General features: G+C 74.2%; 15 protein-coding genes. 5 read left to right on the top strand and 10 right to left on the bottom strand.

Going from position 1 to position 17,049, the window contains the following annotated elements:
• Nucleotides 1-213: 213 nt before the first annotated feature.
• Nucleotides 214-1,299, bottom strand: a complete 1,086-nt coding sequence (locus tag WME76_RS26395) for a hypothetical protein (RefSeq protein WP_437955046.1) — start codon at nt 1,297-1,299, stop codon at nt 214-216.
• 398 nt (nt 1,300-1,697) lie between these two features.
• On the opposite strand from WME76_RS26395, the gene WME76_RS26390 reads away from it, so the two are divergent.
• Nucleotides 1,698-2,735 carry a hypothetical protein gene (locus WME76_RS26390; protein WP_437955045.1) on the top strand — a complete coding sequence of 346 codons (1,038 nt, stop codon included), beginning with the start codon at nt 1,698-1,700 and terminating at the stop codon, nt 2,733-2,735.
• Here the strand turns inward: WME76_RS26390 and WME76_RS26385 are convergent.
• The 9 genes from WME76_RS26385 to WME76_RS26345 all read right to left on the bottom strand — a co-directional run bounded on the left by WME76_RS26385 (nt 2,732) and on the right by WME76_RS26345 (nt 13,885).
• Nucleotides 2,732-3,106, bottom strand: a complete 375-nt coding sequence (locus WME76_RS26385; protein ID WP_433927459.1) for a DUF4406 domain-containing protein — start codon at nt 3,104-3,106, stop codon at nt 2,732-2,734. The genes WME76_RS26390 and WME76_RS26385 overlap by 4 nt on opposite strands.
• Before the next feature lie 187 nt (nt 3,107-3,293).
• A complete protein-coding gene (locus WME76_RS26380; RefSeq protein ID WP_437955044.1) occupies nt 3,294-4,328 on the bottom strand; it encodes an aspartate-semialdehyde dehydrogenase in 1,035 nt (344 codons plus the stop codon).
• A 167-nt stretch (nt 4,329-4,495) separates the two neighbouring features.
• Nucleotides 4,496-5,758 (bottom strand): glucose-1-phosphate adenylyltransferase, encoded by a 1,263-nt coding sequence (locus tag WME76_RS26375; protein WP_437955043.1) that lies wholly within the window; start codon nt 5,756-5,758, stop codon nt 4,496-4,498.
• A gap of 340 nt (nt 5,759-6,098) precedes the next feature.
• On the bottom strand, nt 6,099-6,749 hold the full coding sequence (locus WME76_RS26370) for a hypothetical protein (protein ID WP_437955042.1): 651 nt from the start codon (nt 6,747-6,749) through the stop codon (nt 6,099-6,101).
• Between the two features lie 273 nt (nt 6,750-7,022).
• Complete coding sequence (locus WME76_RS26365; RefSeq protein ID WP_437955041.1) at nt 7,023-8,681, bottom strand: serine hydrolase domain-containing protein; 1,659 nt, start codon at nt 8,679-8,681, stop codon at nt 7,023-7,025.
• Nucleotides 8,682-8,839: 158 nt separating this feature from the next.
• The gene (locus WME76_RS26360; protein ID WP_437955040.1) at nt 8,840-9,667 is read right to left on the bottom strand and encodes a TIGR02452 family protein; all 828 of its coding nucleotides are present in this window, start codon (nt 9,665-9,667) and stop codon (nt 8,840-8,842) included.
• Between the two features lie 216 nt (nt 9,668-9,883).
• Nucleotides 9,884-11,233 (bottom strand): hypothetical protein, encoded by a 1,350-nt coding sequence (locus tag WME76_RS26355; RefSeq protein ID WP_437955039.1) that lies wholly within the window; start codon nt 11,231-11,233, stop codon nt 9,884-9,886.
• Nucleotides 11,234-11,238: 5 nt separating this feature from the next.
• Complete coding sequence (locus WME76_RS26350; RefSeq protein ID WP_437955038.1) at nt 11,239-12,294, bottom strand: hypothetical protein; 1,056 nt, start codon at nt 12,292-12,294, stop codon at nt 11,239-11,241.
• Between the two features lie 55 nt (nt 12,295-12,349).
• Nucleotides 12,350-13,885 (bottom strand): serine/threonine-protein kinase, encoded by a 1,536-nt coding sequence (locus WME76_RS26345; RefSeq protein WP_437955037.1) that lies wholly within the window; start codon nt 13,883-13,885, stop codon nt 12,350-12,352.
• A 167-nt stretch (nt 13,886-14,052) separates the two neighbouring features.
• On the opposite strand from WME76_RS26345, the gene WME76_RS26340 reads away from it, so the two are divergent.
• The 4 genes from WME76_RS26340 to WME76_RS26325 all read left to right on the top strand — a co-directional run bounded on the left by WME76_RS26340 (nt 14,053) and on the right by WME76_RS26325 (nt 17,035).
• Nucleotides 14,053-14,865 carry a helix-turn-helix domain-containing protein gene (locus WME76_RS26340; protein WP_437955036.1) on the top strand — a complete coding sequence of 271 codons (813 nt, stop codon included), beginning with the start codon at nt 14,053-14,055 and terminating at the stop codon, nt 14,863-14,865.
• Nucleotides 14,866-14,958: 93 nt separating this feature from the next.
• Nucleotides 14,959-15,876, top strand: a complete 918-nt coding sequence (yddG, locus tag WME76_RS26335) for an aromatic amino acid exporter YddG (protein WP_437955035.1) — start codon at nt 14,959-14,961, stop codon at nt 15,874-15,876.
• 54 nt (nt 15,877-15,930) lie between these two features.
• The gene (locus tag WME76_RS26330) at nt 15,931-16,395 is read left to right on the top strand and encodes a MarR family winged helix-turn-helix transcriptional regulator (RefSeq protein ID WP_437955034.1); all 465 of its coding nucleotides are present in this window, start codon (nt 15,931-15,933) and stop codon (nt 16,393-16,395) included.
• 79 nt (nt 16,396-16,474) lie between these two features.
• Complete coding sequence (locus tag WME76_RS26325) at nt 16,475-17,035, top strand: carboxymuconolactone decarboxylase family protein (protein ID WP_437955033.1); 561 nt, start codon at nt 16,475-16,477, stop codon at nt 17,033-17,035.
• Nucleotides 17,036-17,049: the final 14 nt, after the last annotated feature.

Genomic DNA, 17,049 nt, shown 5'->3' with positions numbered 1-17,049 from the left:
GGTATTTAACCGATAGGTTAATTAACCTTTGGGTTAAATACGGCGCGGAGCGGCGCCTGTCAAGGAAATCAGGGCAGATCCCGCGGTAGAGCGACCTGGCACGGTCGGCGATGCTGTACAGTGTGAATGAAAAATGATGCCGTGGCCCCGCGCGGGCCGCTCGGGGGCTCGGCTCATCCCGGCGCGGCGCGCCGGGCGCCGGCCGTCGGGGAGCTACTTCGGGAGCTTCATCACGGTGCCGCCGGCGCTGTTCGTCCAGTAGACGCTGGTGGCGTCGACCGCGATGCCGAGCGGATGGTCCTGCCCCGTCGCGAGCGTGATCGGCGCATCGCCGCCGAACTGCGCCGTCATCACGGTGCCTCCGTCGTTGGTCCAGTACACGCCGGCGCCGTCCACCGCGATCCTGCGCGGGTTGCGTTGCCCGTCCGCGAGCAAGGTGGGGGTGCCACCCTCGAGCGGCGCCGTCATCACGGTGCCTCCGTCGTTGGTCCAGTAGACGTGCGTCGCGTCCACCGCGATGTCCTGCGGCTTGCTCTGGCCGTCCGCGATCACGACGGGATCGCCGCCCTCGATCGGCACCTTCATCACGGCGCCGCCCTCGTTCACCCAGTAGACGTGGGTCGCGTCCACCGCGACGGCCAGCGGGGATTCCTGCCCTTCCGCGAGCGCGACGGCGTCGCCGCTGCCGTCGATCGGCACCTTCATGACCGTGCCCAGACCGCCGCTCGTCCAGTAGACGTTCGCCTCGTCCGCCGCGATGTCCAGCGGGTAGGTCTGGACGCTCGCGAGGATCTCGAACGCGCCGTCGAACGATGTCAGCACGATGTGCTCGAGGCCCGTGTCCGCGTAATAGAGGTTGCCGGAGCCGAGCGCGATGCTCCGGGGAGAGAAGGGGGGATCTGCCTCGATGAAGAGGGAGGCATTGCCGCCGCCGACCGGTACCCACATCACCTTTCGAGCGCCAGGATCGACCCAGTAGACCGTTGTGTCGTCGACCGCGATGTCGATCGGCTCGACGCCGCCCGACGCCAGGACCAGGGGCTCGCAGCGCGAGTCCACGCACGCCTGTCCCAGGCAGTCGTGGCCGCAAGCGCCGCAGTGCTCCGGATCGATGCTCGTGTCCGCGCAGGCGCCGGAGCAGAACGTCAGGCCATCGTCGCAGGCGGCCACGCCGCCTCCGCCGGAGCCGGACGCCGCCGCGCTCGTGGCCTCGGAGGTCGCAGGATCGAAGTCTCGGCTCTCGGGGCTGCACGCGACAGCCGAACAACAGAGGATGCTCATCAGGAGAAAGCGCTTCATGGAGCGCATCGTATACCGAAGCCTCTCCCCTCGACGTCGCCGAGAGCACGGCCACCTCGGGCGAGCGGCGAGCGCGCCGCTCGTGACAGCGCCGGACGCGCGCCGCCTGGCCCTCGTCCGGCGGCGGCCCCCGGAAGGCGTCGAGCCCCGCGACCGGCTCCAGCTTCACCGGGCGCCCCTCGCGCGCCGAGGTGTGGCGCACGCGGCGCCCAGCTTGGCAACCGCGCCCGAGACCGCGACCCCGCCGGCAGTCCGCAGGAGGCGCGCCGGGATACCGTGGTGCGCCTCATTGCCGTGTTTCGCGCGGGACGCGGCTTGGATACGCTGTCTCGCGAGCTCGCTCGTCACGCCCGTGGATCCGGGGCCGAGCACCCATCGTTCGAGGCCCCGCACCCGACATGTATCGAACCGCCGCGTCCCGCCCGCCCGAGCCACCCCGCGAGTGGCAGCTCCTCGTCGAGGCCCGCCTGTACGAGCACCTCGGCGTGCCCGAGGCCTGGCTCGCGCGCGTCGGGAGCACCGTCGCGCTGCTCCTCGGCGCGCGCGTCCTCGTGCCCGAGCACCACGGCGAGCAGCGCGCGCGCCTCTTCGACGACCTGCGGCGGGTCGCGGGCCAGCCGCCGCCGCTCCTCGCGCCCGGCTCGTTCGGCCTGGAGCGCGTGTGCCTGCCGGGCGAGGAGGAGGCCTCGCCGCGGCACGTCGCTGTCTGCCCCTGGCCGGACGGCGCGGGCATGACGCTGGGGGGCATCGCGCGCTACCTCCCGGGCTCCCGCTTCGAGCCCGGCGCCGCGGTCGAGGTCGCCGCGCAGCTCGCGCGCGCGCGGCTCGCCGTGCCGCACGCCGACTTCACGTATGCTCGCGTCATCGTCTTCGAGACGGGGGAGGTGTGCGTCGCGCCGCCGCTGCCCGAGACCGAGCGCTCCGCGATGCCGAGCTACACCGGGCTCGAGTTCCTCGACACCCTGGGGATGAGCGCCTCGTCGCTCGACGTCTCGCTCGACGTCCCCCCGCCCGGCTTCGGCGTGGCGTCGGCGCTCTTCGAGCTCGCCACGGGCTTCGGCGAGGCCGGCGCGGAGGCGAAGCGCCGGTTCCTCTCCGGCGCGGCCGCGGCGCAGCCCGCGCGCCCGCGCCACCCGCTGCCGTCCGACCTCGGGGTGAGCGACCGCGAGATCGACGGGCTCGTCGCGCGGGGCACGTCGGGCGAGGCGCCGCTCGCCGAGCTCGCGCAGGCGCTCGCCGCGCTGAGCCACGCGCTCGACGGCGCGGCCGCGCTGGGGCGCGCCGTGCGCGCGTGCGTCGCCGCGGCCGCGCCCGCGCCGCCGCACGTTCAAACGTCGGACGGGCGGCGCGTCTACATGCTCTTCCCGGACGTGCAGGAGCTCCCCATCGGGGCCGGCTGGCCCGGGGGCGGCGCCGTGACGACGCCGCGGCGCTAACCGCAGCGCGGCACCTCGTCCAGGCTGAAGAAGACCTGCTTGCCCAGCGAGCGGGACAGCTCGACCATCTCGTCGGCGCCCTTCGAGGGGCCGCCGATCCGCAGGCAAGCGTCGCAGCGCGCGACGAGCCGGCGGGCGACCGGGTGGAAGATCTCGTTGAAGATCTCGTCGCCGATCTGCCGCGACCCGGCGTGCTCGATGAGCGGCAGCGCGAACCACTCGCCGAGCACGGGGAGGTGGCCGGCGCGGAACAGGCGCACGGCCATGTCGTTCATGGCGTGGACGTTGGCCGCGATCAGGGCGGGGTCGTCGTTGGTGCCGGAGCGATACGGCCCGGCGACGAGGATCATGAGGGGCTGGGCGGTCGTCATCGTCTTGAGTCCGGAAGGGGAGCGCGAGCGGGATTGCCCGGCGCGGCGAGCCTGGATTGCGCGCCTGCCGTGCAGGCTACTTCATCTCGACGATGCGGCGGGAGGGCGGGAAGAAACCACAAGGATCTCCGCGCCTTGATGCGGAGCCCTCTCGCGAGGGGCGGCGCCGCCCGGGCGGGCGCGCTGGTCAGGGGGCCTGCAGGTCCCGATCGGCGCTCTGGAACCAGCGCGTCGCGATGCGGACCGCGTTGGTGGCCGCGCCGAGCCGGAGGTTGTCGCCGACCACGGTGAGGCAGACGCTCTTCCGGTCGCGGTCCCGCGCGTCGGGGCGGATCCGCCCGACCAGCGCGAGGTCGCGGTCCTGCACGCAGTGGAGCGCGCTCAGGCCCTCGCCCGCGGCGCCGGGGAGGTACTTCACGTAGGGCGACAGCGCCGGGTCGCTCAGGATGCTCGCCACCCGCTCGAGGTCCACCGGCCGCTCGAACGTGACCCACGCGTTCTCGTAGTGGCCCACGGCGACGGCGACGCGGCAGCACTGCGCGGAGACGCCGAGCTCGGGCATGGCGAGGATCTTGCGGCTCTCGAAGATGAGCTTCCGCTCCTCGGAGGAGAAGCCGCTCTCGTCGGTGCCGCCGTTGTGCGGGACGGTGTTGCCCGCGTAGCCCGACAGCTTGAACGGCAGGCCCAGCCGATCGAGGGCCTGGTAGCCGTCGCGCGCGTCCGCGAGGAACGCGTCGAGGGCGGCGATGCCGGCGCCGCTGACCGCCTGGTAGGTGCTCACCGTGACCGCGCTCAGCCCGAACTCCCGGCGCAGCGGCGAGAGCGCGAGCGTCAGCGGGATGGTCGTGCAGTTCGGATTGGCCACGAGGCGGACCGACTCGTCGACGATGCTCGAGTTCACCCCGGCGGTGACGAGCGGCACCTTCGGGTCGGCGCGGTACGTGTTGCTCTTGTCGATCACGCGGTACCCGAGGTCGAGCAGCCGCGGCACGTACCGCTTGCTGTGCTCGTCATCCAGGGCCACGAACGCGAGGTCCCCGCGGGGGGCGTCCTGCGCCTCGAGGCGCGACGCGCCGAGCACCTCGTACGACTTGCCGTCGAGGGTCAGCTCCTGGTCCCGGCTCGCGAACAGGGCGAGCGTTGCGCCGGGCCAGGCCCGCGCGATGAGGGTGATGGTCTCGCGACCGACGAGGCCCGTAGCGCCGAGAATGCAGATTCGCATGGGACCGCTCTTTACCAGAGCAGGGCCCAGCCGACGAGGGGCCTGGCGAGAGGGCGAGACAGCCGGATGAGCACCGCGTTATGACGCGGTGCGTTGTCCTGAATCGATGGGAACGTTGGCGGGGACGTCGATGGGGACGTCGACGGAGGAGCGACGGGGGCGTGCGCTCAGATGATCGTGCCCGGGGGGACGACGGCGTTCTTCGGGACGACCACGACGCCCTCGCGCGCCGCGTAGAACTCGCCGTCGGCGTCCTCGCGATCGGGCAGGTTGCGGATCACCACCCCTTCGCCGATGCGCGCGTTCTTGTCGATGATGGCGCCGTCGATCTTGCACCCCCGGCCGATCCCGATGGGGGGCAGCCCCCGCGTGCTCTCCGGGGCCTGGACGGAGAACAGGGACTCGTAGTCCGCGCCCATCATGACCGTGTTCGACATGGTGACGTGGGGCCCGATCGACGAGAGCTGCCCCACGACCGACCGGCAGATCTTCGACTCGATGATCCGGCTCCCCTCGGCGAGCAGCACCTGATCGAGCACCGAGCCGGCCGTGACGTGGGCCGGGGGGAAGAACTGCGGGCGGGTGTAGATCGGCCGCTGCGGATCGTAGAACGAGAACGGAGGGTTGGTGTCGGTGAGCGCGAGGCTGGCCTCGTAGTAGCTCCGGATCGTGCCGATGTCCTCCCAGTACCCGTCGAACGTGTAGGTCACCATCCGGTGGGTGTCGAGCGACTGCGGCAGGATGTGCTTGCCGAAGTCCGACGAGTTGTCGCGCTCGAGCATCTCGTAGAGCGCCTTCGCGCGGAAGATGTAGACGCCCATCGAGGCGAGCCACGGGTTCTTCGGGTCCGGCGTCTGCCGCACGCTGTCGAGCAGCTTCATGTCCTTCGGCTTCTCGATGAACTTCACCACGCGCCCGGCGTCGTCGGTGTCCACGATGCCGAGGCGGGAGACCTCGGCGGTCGGGACGGGGCGCACGGCGAGGGTGACGTCGGCCCGGGTCTCGCGGTGGCGGGCGAGGAAGGGCTCGTAATCCATGCGGTAGAGGTGGTCGCCCGAGAGGATCATGACGTCGCGCGGGTCCGGCGACTTGACCTCTCCGAGCTGCTTGCGGACCGCGTCGGCGGTGCCCTGGTACCAATCGCTGTGGTTGGGCGTCTGCTCGGCGGCGAGGATCTGCACGGCGCCCGCGGAGAAGACGTCGAACCGGTACGTCTGCGTGATGTGGTTGTGGAGAGAGACCGAGTTGTACTGCGTGAGGATGTGGATGCGGTTGAAGCCCGAGTTGAGGCAGTTGCTGATCGGGATGTCGACCAGGCGGTACTTGCCCCCGGTCGGGACGGCTGGCTTCGAGCGCAGCTTGGTGAGCGGGTAGAGGCGGCTTCCGACGCCTCCGCCGAGGATCAAAACCACCACGTCGTTGTGCTTCAAGCGGACCTCCGCGAGGTGAGAGGGGACGGTTCGACGCCCGGAGCGATGGGCGCGACTAGACTAGCCGATCATCGTGATCGGTCGAGCCGAATACCGGCGCGCGCGGGGCGCGGTGGCGTCGCCGCCCTCGCTATCACCGGAGCGCCCTCAGGGCAACATGCGTGGTGAGGCGGAGACGCGGAGACGCTGATCTCCGGCGTTTGTCACGCGTTCGAGGTGGGGATTGGACCGGCGCGCCCGCGCCGCGCCGCCTCGCCGCAGCGGCGATGAGCGGTGGCGGGCGGGCGCGCGGGCGCGCGGGGCCTTCAGGCGAGGAGAGAGTCGACAGCTTCGCCGGAGCTCAGCGGGGCGCCCCGGAGCCCTGCGTGCCGCCCGCGTTGCCGGTGCCCTGGCCCGGGCTCTGGGGGCCGGTGCCCGTGCCCGTGGTGCCACCCTTCTTGTTCTGCGAGCCCGTGGTGCCCGACGTGCCCGTCGTGCCCGTCGTGGGCGACTGCTGGCCGCTGCTCGTGTCGCCGCGGAAGCCGCCGGGGGTCCCCGCGCCCGAGCCGGTCGCGCCGGTGCCCGAGCCGGTCGCGCCGGTGCCCGAGCCGGTCGCGCCGGTGCCCGAGCCGGTCGCGCCGGTGCCGGTCACACCGCTGCTGCCGGTGCCAGGCACACCGCTGCTGCCGGTGCCGGGCACACCGCTGCTGCCGGTGCCGGTGCCTGTTGCGTCGCTGCCCGTGCCCGTCCCGGAGGCTCCCTGCCCGGACCCCGTGTCGCTGCCGGTCCCCACGCCGCCCGTCGAGGGCTGACCCGTGGTGCTGCCGGTCCCCGGAGCGCCGCTGGCCCCGGTGCCGCTCGCGTCCGAGCCCCACGGCGACTGCGTTCCCGTGGTGCCCTGAGAGCCGCTGGCCCCGGACGGGCTCTGCGCAGGCTGCGAGTTGCTGGAGCACCCGATACCGCCGAGAGCGATCAAGGCCGAAAGCGCGACAGAGTGAACGAGATATCTCATGGGTCGATCTCCTCGCTGCCGCCCCAGACGGGCGAGCAGCGTTGGAGCGAGCCTCCAGTTCCCGGAGGCTCGCTGGAAGAACAACGGAAAGCCGTTGAATGAGCGGAGCCGGCGCCTTGCACGAGGCGAGCCACCGCCATGGCACCGCCGGAAAATCGGTAGCTGCCTCGCTGCCCTCCAGCGAGCTCTACCGTCCGTTCGTGTGGCGGCGCTCTGCCACAGGTGTGGCACGATGGCTGAGGTCGCGGCGCGACGGCAGCGCTGCTGGCGAGCTCAGCGGCAGCGCGCTGGCCTGGCGTTCCGGCGCGCGCCCTCCCAGGCGGTCGCGCCCGTCTGCTCCTCCACGCTGAGCGACGTGATCAGCGGGTCCGGCGAGGTGTCCACGCGCACGGCCACCGACAGCGCGCCGTGCTCGCAGCGGAGGCCGAAGCGCGCCGACGTCGCGCTCTCCACCATGGCCGAGCCGTCGAGCGCGCACGCGCCCATCCGCGAGCCGACGTCGCGCAGCTCCTGCCGCAACGTCGTGAGGTGATCCTCGGGGAACCAGCCGGGGCGGAGCCTGCGGTCGAGCACGTCGGTCCGCGCGCGGCCGATGACCGAGGCGACGGCCTGGGCCGCGCGGCGGACGGAGGGGGAGGGCGGGACGACGCGCGCGACCATCGCGCCCGTCGCCTGAAGCCTGCCGAGGACCTTCTCGTTGAGCGACTCGAGGTCGGCGCCGGCCACGTTGGCGAGCGAGACGACGCCGACGCCGCGCTCGGGCAGGAGGACCACCGAGGCGGAGAAGCCGTCGATGAGGCCGTTGTGGAAGACCACGTGGCCGAGGTCGCAGTCCTCGCGCACGTGCCAGCCGAGGCCGGGGCCGTCGGCGCCGCCGGCGGCCGGGAAGGCCGAGCCGTTGCGCGCCATCATGTGCGACTCGCGCACCGTGCTCCGCCGCAGGGCGCCCGCCTCGGGCGCGTCGCGCGCAGGCCAGGCGGCGAGCTGGAACCCGATGAAGCGGCCCATGTCGGAGAGGCTCGCGTAGAGCCCCGCGGTCGACTCGGAGGCCCCGAGCCGCCACGGCAGGATCGGCGTCACCGCGCCGCCAGCGCGCACGTGCGGCGACGCGAGCGAGGCGGACGGCACCGCTGCGCCGTCCCACGCGGCGTCGCGCATGCCGAGCGGCGCGAGCAGCGCGTCGTGCACGTAGCGCCGGTAGGGGACGCCCGCGGCGCGCCCGACGAGCAGCCCGAGGAGCGAGTAGCCCAGGTTCGAGTAGGACGTCTCGGTGCCCGGCGCGCTCTCGAGCCCGAAGCCGTCGAGCGTGGCGAGGATCTCGCGCTCGGTGACGTCGCGCGCCGTGGACGCCGGGGAGAACACGCCGAGCCGGGGCAGGCCGGAGCTGTGCGTGAGCAGGTCGCGCACCGTCATCGGCCGCGAGTCGCGCGTCGGGTAGACGACGCCGGCGAGCGCGGGCAGGTAGCGCGCCGCCGGGGCGTCGATCGACAGCCGCCCTTCGTCGCGGAGCCGCAGTATCGCCGCGGCGGTCAGCGCCTTCGTGATGGACCCGATGCGGAAGCGCGTGTGCTCGTCGACCGCTCCGCCCAGCGCGACGTCCCGCACGCCGATCACCTTCTGGATCGCGAGCTCCTCGTCGATGACGACGCCGAGCGCGAGGGCGGGCAGGCGCTCCCGCTCCGCGGCGCGCTGCGCCAGCCCCTGCACCTCGGCCGTCACCGAGCGCAGCCTCCGCCCGCGCTCCGGATCGAGGAAGCGCGGGGTCGGCGCGGGCTCGCCGGCGAAGCGCTGGACGAGCGGCGCCGGGGCGGCGGCCTTCACGGCGCGCGGCGCGGGCGGGGCCGACGCGCATCCGCTCACGATCGGGAGCGACCCGGCGAAGAGGGCGGCCGTCGCGAGGAGCACGGCGAGCTTGTTGTCAGTCGTCCTCAATGCGGAACCATGAGTATCGCTCCTCAATCATGGTCCGACCAATCGAAATGAGCCGACGCAGGATCTCCGCTTTCGATTTTTTCCATCGAGGGTAGGCGCGAGGAGCGCCCTCGACGTGCGCCGGGGGGCGTGTCTCCCACGGTGTGCGGCGAGACGCGCTAGGCGCTGGCGAACCGCTCGCGGAAGGCGCGGTAGTTCGGCTGATCGTCGCCCCGGTCGTACACCGCGAACACGACGCGCGAGAACGCCCCGCGGAAGCGCGGGTGCTCCAGCGTCTGCGCGAAGACGTCGGCGACCTCGCGCGGGTCGTTGCGGAACACGCCGCACCCCCAGGCCCCGAGGACGAGGCACCGGTGCTCGTGCGCGCCCGCCGCGGCGAGCACCGTGGCCGCGCGGCGCTCGAGGGTGGCGCGGATGTCCTGGTCCACCGAATCGTCCCGCAGGAGCGCCTCTCCGGCGTTCGGGGCGGGCATGGTGATGATCGACAGCGCGAAGGGCCGCTCCAGCAGGGCGTGCTGCTCGTCGCGGAAGAACGGCACTTCCGGCGAGTAGATGAGGTGGTCTGTGTACAGGAAGCTCCCCGAGGCGCGGTTCTGGTCGTAGTAGTCGCGCTGCTCGACCAGGCACGCGTACAGCGCGGAGCACCGGGCGAGGTCCTCCTCCTGGGCCTTGGCCCCGCGCAGGAACCCGCCCCCGGGGTTCTTGGCAGACGCGAAGTTGAGCGCGACGACGCGGGCCTCGCCCTCCTGCTCGACGAGCCGCCGCCCCGCCGCCCCCGTGGTCTCCTCGGTGACCTCGATCACGGGCGGCCTCTCGAGGCGCACCTTCGGCTCCCACGTGTCGAGTGATCCGGGCCGGTAAAGCACGGTCCCCTTCACCGCGGCGAGCACGCGGTCGCGGATGCGGACCGTGGCGCCCGAGGGCGAGGTGTACTCTCCCCGACTCCCGATCTGCACGGTGTCGGCGGCGACGCTGGTGAGCTTCATGGCGCAAGGATTGGCGAGCCGCGGCCCATCGTCCAGCGAAACGCGCGCTGTCGCGCGATCCCCGGCCGTCACCTTCCAGGAGGCCGCACGGGCCGCCAGCGCCGGCGGGCCGTCAGCGCCGCGCGGTGCCGTCAACGCCGCGCGGTGAAGAGCGCCCACGGCATGTCGCGCGCCCCACGGGCAGCGCGCGTCGGGACAATTCATGATCTGCCGGGCTCACTTGGCGCGCTTCATCACGCGGCCCGGATTCCGGTTGTCCGTCCAGTACACGCTGGTCTCGTCGAGGGCGATCTCCCAGGGCATCGCCTCCTCTCCGGCGTCGATCGTCTCCGCGACGCCGCCGCCGAGCGGCGTGCGCCTCACCGCCCCCTCCCCGGGGGCCGTCCAGTAGACGTGCGTCGCGTCGACGGCGACGCTGCGCGCGCTCCCCCCCACCCGGACGAGGGTGACGTCCTGTCCGCCGCCCTCGCGCGGGGCCTTGTGGACCTCGCCTTCGTCGGTCACCCAGTAGACGTGCGTCGCGTCGACCGCGATGCCCCGCGGATCGCGCACGTCCGTGGCGAGCGGCTCCGGCGCGCCCCCGCCGATCGGCACCCTCACCACCATGCTTTCCGGGTCGGTGTCCGCGTCGAGCGTCCAGTAGACGTGCGTCGCGTCGACGGCGATGTCGACCGGCGTGTCCTGCCCTGCGGCGAGCTGCTCCGGCGCGACGTCTCCGGGCAGCGCCATCTTGTTGATCAGGTACAGGTCGGCGTCGGTCCAGTAGACGTTCGCCGCGTCCACCGCGATCGCGAGCGCATTCGAGGTCTCGATGAGCTTCACCGGCTCGGAACGGTCGATCGGCGACCGGCTCAGGTGGCCGAGCACGTAGCTCGACCAGTAGACATACCCGCCGCTCACCGCGATCTCCCACGGGCTGTCCTCGCCCGTGGCCAGCGCCGCTGGCTCGCCTCCGCCCCTCGGCACGGCCATCACCGAGCCCTGGACGCCCTGGTTGGTCCAGTACACGCGCTCTCCGTCGACCGCGATGCCGGCCGGGTGCTGGAGCCCCGCGGCGAGCACGAGCGGCTGGCACGCCGACGCCTCGCAGCCGCCTCCCTGGCAGCCGTGGCCGCAGGCGCCGCAGTGCAGCGGATCGGTCTCCGTGTCGACGCACGCCCCCGCGCAGTACGCCTCTCCGGACGGGCACACGCACGCGCCGCCCGCGCACGATCCGCTTCCGCCGCACGGCGTCCCCGCGTCGGCCGGCTCGAGCCCGCAGGCGCCGTCGTCGCACGTGCGGATCTGGCAGGCGTCGCCCTCGGGGCACTCGTCCGCCGAGGTGCATGTCTCGACAGGTCCGCCGCCGGCACCCCCGCCGCCGGCCGCGCCGCTGCCCGCGCCCCCGCCGCCGGTCGCGCCCCCGCCGCCGGTCGCGCCCCCACCGCCGGTCGCGCCCCCGTCGCCGCCGGCGCCCCCGCCGCCGACGACCTCGTAGTAGTCCTTGTCCCCTCCGAGGAGGGCCGTGCAGGCGGGCGAGAACGCCAGGCCCGCGGCGATCATCCAGCGCACGCGCGCTCGTTCCATCGGGATCACCATGCCCCTCGCACGTCGAGCGCGGCGCCGCCGGATCCGACCGGCACCACGCCCGCGGCGACCCACGCCCCGCCGGACGCGCCGGCGCTCGCGGCCTTCGGCTCGGTCAGGAGCAGCACCGCGGCGGCGCCGGCCCCCGCGATGCCCACGCCGAAGGCGATCGTGCTGGCGAGCCCGAGCGCCTTCATCGCGTCGGCCGCCGTCTTGCCCTCGTGGTTGCACGCCGTGCCGGCGCAGCTCCTGTCGACGACGCCCTTCCTCTCCATCGCGAGCGCGCCGGTGACGCCGCCCACCGCGAGCCCCACGAGGCCCAGCCCACCCGTGACGTAGACCGCGACGCGGCGCCCGCCGCCGACCGTGTCGGGCGTCGTCGCGGGCGGCGTGCTCGGCCCGCCGGCGCTCGTCCCGCCCGCCCCACCCGCGCTCCCGGGCGGCGGTGGTGGCGCCGGTGGTGGCGGCGCAGGCGGCGCCGTCATTTCCAGCACCACGGTCCTTTTCTCTCCCCTGTCGAGGTGCACGGCGCGCTCGAAGGCGCGGACGCCAGGCGCCTGCGCCCGGACGAGGTGCTTTCCCGGATCGACCGGCAGCAGGGGGCCGATCGCCGTGGGCGCCAGCCGCCGACCGTCGAGCTCGACCACCGCGCTCGGCGGCGCGTCGGGCGGCAGCTCCAGCCGGAGCCCGGGCACGTCGCGCGCGAGCGCTTCTCGCTGCGCGCGCGCGGTCTTCTCGCGGTCGCCCTGGTTGCGCTGCTGCTTCGGCGCGAGGGTGGGGTAGAGCGCGAGGTACTCGTCGAACCGGGCGAGCGCGGTCGCGAGCCGCCCTCGCAGGGCCTCGCACTCCGCGAGCGTGAACAGCGTGCCGGGCCGCGGGTCGAGCTGCTGGCTCTTCTCGATGGCGGGGCAGCCTTGCTCGAAGCGCCCCGCCTCCATGTGCGCGACCCCCTCGTCGAAGGCGGCCTGCGCGGGATCCGGGTCGGCCGCCGAGGCGGCGCCCGCGGCGGCGAGCGCGCTCGAGAGACATGCGGCGGAGAGGGCGTATCGCGCGGTGTTCATCGGGGCGCTCGTGACGTGGTCTCGGTCTGGCCGACCGGCGCGCGGCGAGTGCATCTCAGTCGCGCGTCCATCGCTTCTTCTTCGCGGTCGAGCCGCCCGCGGGCGGCTGCGCGCCCTGCACGGCGGAGCCGGCGCCCGGCGACGCCGCGGCGGCGGGGCTCCGGGATGTCGCGGCGGCGGCGCCCTGTGACGGCGCGGCCGAGCCGGCGCCCGGCGAGGGCGCGGCCGAGGCCACGTCGAGCGGCGCGGCGTCGGGCGCAGCCGAGGCGGCGCCGAGCGGCGCGACGCCGGGCGTCGGGGCGCGCGACGTGGTCGGCTCCGCGGCGGGCGTGACGCTCCCGCCCGCCTGCGCGCCTGCCGCGTCCGTCTCTGCCGGCGCCGGGCCGGGCCCCGGCGCGCGCTCGATCTGCGTGGCGTAGACGACCGCGCCGAGGAGCCCGCCCACCCCGAGCGCGAGCGCGATGCCGGCGACGCGCCCCACCCGCGACGGCGACGGCGACGGCGACGACGACGACGGCGGCGAGGGCGACGGCGGCGGCGCGCTGGCGGCGGTCTCGGCGCGCGAGGCGCCCGGGGGCGCGGGCGTCCGGTCCGGCTCGTCCCGCCGGTCCGGCGTCGCCTGGATCGGCGTGCCGGCGGGCACGGACGCGACCGTGGGCCGCGCGGCGAGCTCGGCCATCCACGCCGGCGGCCTCGCGGCGCTCGGCGGGGGCGCGACCTCCAGCGCCTCCGCGAGCGCGCGCACCGCGTGCGTCGCGACCTGGAACCGGTCCACGGGCCGCATCGCCGCGGCCTTCTCGAACCACGCGTCGAACGCCGGCGGCAGCGCCACGCCGCTCGCGGCCGCGCGCGCGCTCGCCGGCTCGGGCCGCCCGCGCGAGGCGGCGGTGAGGATCGCGAGCAGGTTGCCTGTCTGCTCCTCCTTGACCCAGTACGAGGCCCCGACGAGCAGCGTGTACGCCACCATCCCGAGCGCATACACGTCCGTCGCGCTGCTCAGGGGCGCGCCGTCGAACTGCTCCGGCGCCATGTAGATCGGCGTGCCCACGCCGTGGGTCGCGCGCCCGGCGCTCGCGTTCTCGGCGACGAGCTTGGCGATGCCGAAATCGAGGATCTTCACGTGGGGCTGCCCGTCCTCGCGCTGCGTGAGGAAGATGTTCTCGGGCTTGAGGTCGCGGTGGACGACCGCGGCCTTGTGCGTCCTGTCGAGCGCCAGCGCCGCCTGGTGCAGGTACGTCACCGCCTCGAGCGGCGACAGCCTGCCGAGGCGCTCGATGCGGTGGTCGAGATCCTCCCCGCGCAGCAGCTCCATCACGAGGAACGGCATGCGCGTCTGCTCGTCGATGCCCGCGTCGAAGACCTCGACGATGAACTCGCTCTCGATCTCCGCCGAGATCTTCGCCTCCCGCTGGAAGCGCTCGCGGAGGTTCGGGCTCTCGAAGAGCGTCGGGTGCATGATCTTGAGGGCGCGCCGCCGGTTGGTCTCGAGGTGCACGGCCTCGTACACGGCGCCCATGCCCCCGACGCCGATGACGCGGCCGAGGCGGTAGCGCCCGGCGAACACGGCGCCCTCCGCGAGCGCGAACGACATCAGCGGCCGCCTCGCGCGGCGCGCCCGCGCCGCCCGAGCGCGCGCCGCCATGTCCCTCTCCCCGGCATGGGCCCCACGGTTTTCCGTTCGCGCCGGGCCGTCAAGCCTCCAGGCGTGCTCGCTGGCGCGATGGCGCGCGCGCGCCGGGCGTGGGAGCATGGCGCGCCATGGCTGAGGTCGAGCTCAGCATCCAGCGTTACTCGGCCGAGGTGGTCGCGCACCGGCACACGCACCACCAGCTCGTCCTGCCCGTCGAAGGCGCGCTCTCGCTCTCGATGGGCGGGCGGGAGCTCAGGGCAGCAGGGCTCTCGGGCGTGCTCGTCCCGAGCGACGCGCGCCACGCCTTCGCGGCGCCGGACCGGAACCGCTTCCTCGTCATCGATGTGCCGGTCGCCGCCGCGGAGCAGCTCGGCGCCGCGCCGTGGATCGAGCGGGCCGCGGGCGGGCCGATCGCCCTCGACGCCGCCGCCGCGCTCCTGGTGCGCGCCGCCGCGGTCGAGCTCGAGGGCGTCGGCTCGGTCGCGCTGCGCCGGCAGTGGGCCGGGCTGCTCGTGCTCACGCTGGCCGAGCGCGGCGAGCGCTGCCCCGGTCGCGCCCCCGAGAAGCTCCGCCGCGCGCTCCGCTTCATCGAGGAGCACGCGCACGAGCCGCTCACCGTGGCGGACGTGGCGGCCCGGGCGGAGCTGAGCCCCGGGCACCTCCACCACCTGTTCCGCACCGTCCTCGGGACGACGGTGCAGGAGCGCATCGCCGCGCTGCGCCTCGCGCGCGCGACCGAGCTCCTTTCCCGCACCGATCTCGGGATCGCTGAGATCGCGATCCGCTGCGGCTACGCCGATCAGAGCTGCCTGACGCGGAGCCTGCGGCGCCGCCACGGCGTGACCCCGGCCGCCCTGCGCCGCGCGTCCCGGCCCGGACGGCCGGTCGGGCCGGCCGAGCCGAGGCGCCGGGGCGCACCGCCGCGCGGTGGCGGCGCGTAGCCCCGGCACAGCGCGGGAGAGCGCGTAGCCCCGGCACAGGGCGGCGGAGCCCCGGCCAAGACGGCCGCGGGCCGGCGCCGCAGGCTCGGCGCCATGTCGGACACCACGTCAGCGACGCGACCCTCGCGGCGAGCCGCCACCCTGGCGGGCGTCGCGGCCATCGGCCTCTGGGGCAGCCTCGCGCTGCTCTCGACCTCGGTGAGCCGCCTGCCGCCGCTCCAGGTGCTCGCGTCGACGTTCGCGATCGCGGCGCTGCTCGGCCTTGCGCGGGTCGCGCGGCGCGGCGGCGGCGCGCGCGGCGACGGCGCGCTGCGCGCGCTACGTCAGCCGCTGAGCGGCTGGCTGCTCGGCGTGGGCGGCCTGTTCGGTTACCACGCCCTCTACTTCTACGCGGTCTCCGCCGCGCCGCCCGTGCAGGTCAGCCTCATCGCGTACCTCTGGCCGCTGCTCATCGTGCTGTTCTCGGCGGCGCTCCCCGGCGGTCGGCTGCGCCGCAGGCACGTGGCCGGCGCGCTGCTCGGGCTCGCGGGCGTGTGGACGGTGCTCGCCGCCGCGGGCGACGTCGGCCTGCGCGCCGCGCACGCGCCCGGCTACCTGGCCGCGCTCGGCTGCGCGCTCGTCTGGTCGACGTACTCGGTGGTCCAGCGCCGCTTCGCCGACGTCCCTGCGGACGCCGTCGCCGGCTCCTGCGCCGCGACGGCCGCCCTCGGCCTCGCCGGGCACCTCGCGCTCGAGCGCACCGTCGTGCCCTCGGCCGGCGAGGCGCTCGGCCTGCTCGCGCTCGGGCTCGGCCCCGTGGGCGCCGCGTTCTTCGCGTGGGACCTCGCGACGAAGCACGGCGACCTGCCGCAGCTCGGGGTGCTGTCCTACGGCGCGCCGGTCCTCTCGACGCTGCTGCTCTGCGTCGCCGGCCGCGCCGAGGCGAGCCCCCGCCTGCTCGCGGCCTGCGCCCTCGTCGCCGCCGGCGGCCTCGTGGCGACCGCGCCGCGCGGGTCGGGTGAGGCAGGGTAGACAGAACAATACTTGTATTGACAAGTAAATCCTCGGCGTTACGCTCGGTCCACGATGCGCGACCAGTTCACGGCCGACGGCGGGATCATCCTCGACAACGCGCTCGGCTACTGGTTGGCGCGCGTGTACCTCGCGTCCCGCGCCGCGATGTACCGGCGCTTCCGCGCGCACGGCGTCGAGATCACGCCCGAGCAATGGATGGTGCTCGTCCGGCTCTGGGAGCAGGAGGGCGTCACGCAGACGCACCTCGCCGACCGCACCTTCCGGGACGTGCCCACGATGAGCCGCATCCTCGCGCTCATGGAGCGCGACGGGCTGGTCGAGCGCCGTCAGGACCCGACGGACCGGCGCGCGCGGCTCGTGTACCTGACCGCGCGCGGGCGAAAGCTCCGCAAGGCGCTGTCGAGCGAGGCCATGGCCCTGGTCGACGCGCTGCGCGCCGGCATCCCGGAGGACGACCTCCTCACGACCCGGCGCACGCTGCAGCGCATCCTCGCGAACCTCGAGCCCGAGGGCTGAGCGCGGCGCCGCGCCCCGACCCTGCTCTTCGACGACCAGTTGCTTGTATTGACAACCATTTGCCCCAGGAGACTCCTCCATGAGCCAGCCCGCCGCTGCGTCCACGCATCCCGCCGCTTCGCCCCACTTCCCCGCCCACACGCTCGACACGGCGCCGGCGGCGGCGCGCCCTGCGCTGGCGCAGACCGCGCAGAAATTCGGGTTCCTGCCGCTGCCCGTGGCCCGCTTCGCGACCTCGCCGCTCCTGGTGCGCGCCTTCGACGAGCTCAAGGCGCTCTTCGAGGGGGCGACGCTCTCGCCGGTGGAGCGCGAGGTCGTGGTGATGGTGGTCGCGGCCGAGAACGGCTGCGATCTCTGCCGCGCGATGCACCGCGGGCTCCTCCTCCGCGCGGGCGCGCCGCCCGCGGTCGCCGCCGCGCTGTTCGAGCGAGCGCCGGTGCCCGACGCGCGCCTCCAGGCGCTGGCGGCGTTCACCGAGGCGGCGCTGCGCGAGCGCGGTCAGGTGTCGGACGCCGAGCTCGACGCCTTCGTCCAGGCCGGCTTCACCGCCGAGCAGGCCCTCGAGGTGATCGTCGGGATCGCCGCCTTCACCCTGTCGACGTTCGCGAACCGGATGACCCGCAGCCACGCGCTGCGCTGACGCGCCCGGGGTCG

The sequence above is a fragment of the Sorangium sp. So ce119 genome, from assembly GCF_051524405.1.
Taxonomy (GTDB): Bacteria; Myxococcota_A; Polyangia; order Polyangiales; family Polyangiaceae; genus Sorangium; species Sorangium cellulosum_G.
Note: the sequence above shows the minus strand (reverse complement) of the source record. Positions and strands in the feature narration are given on the sequence as shown.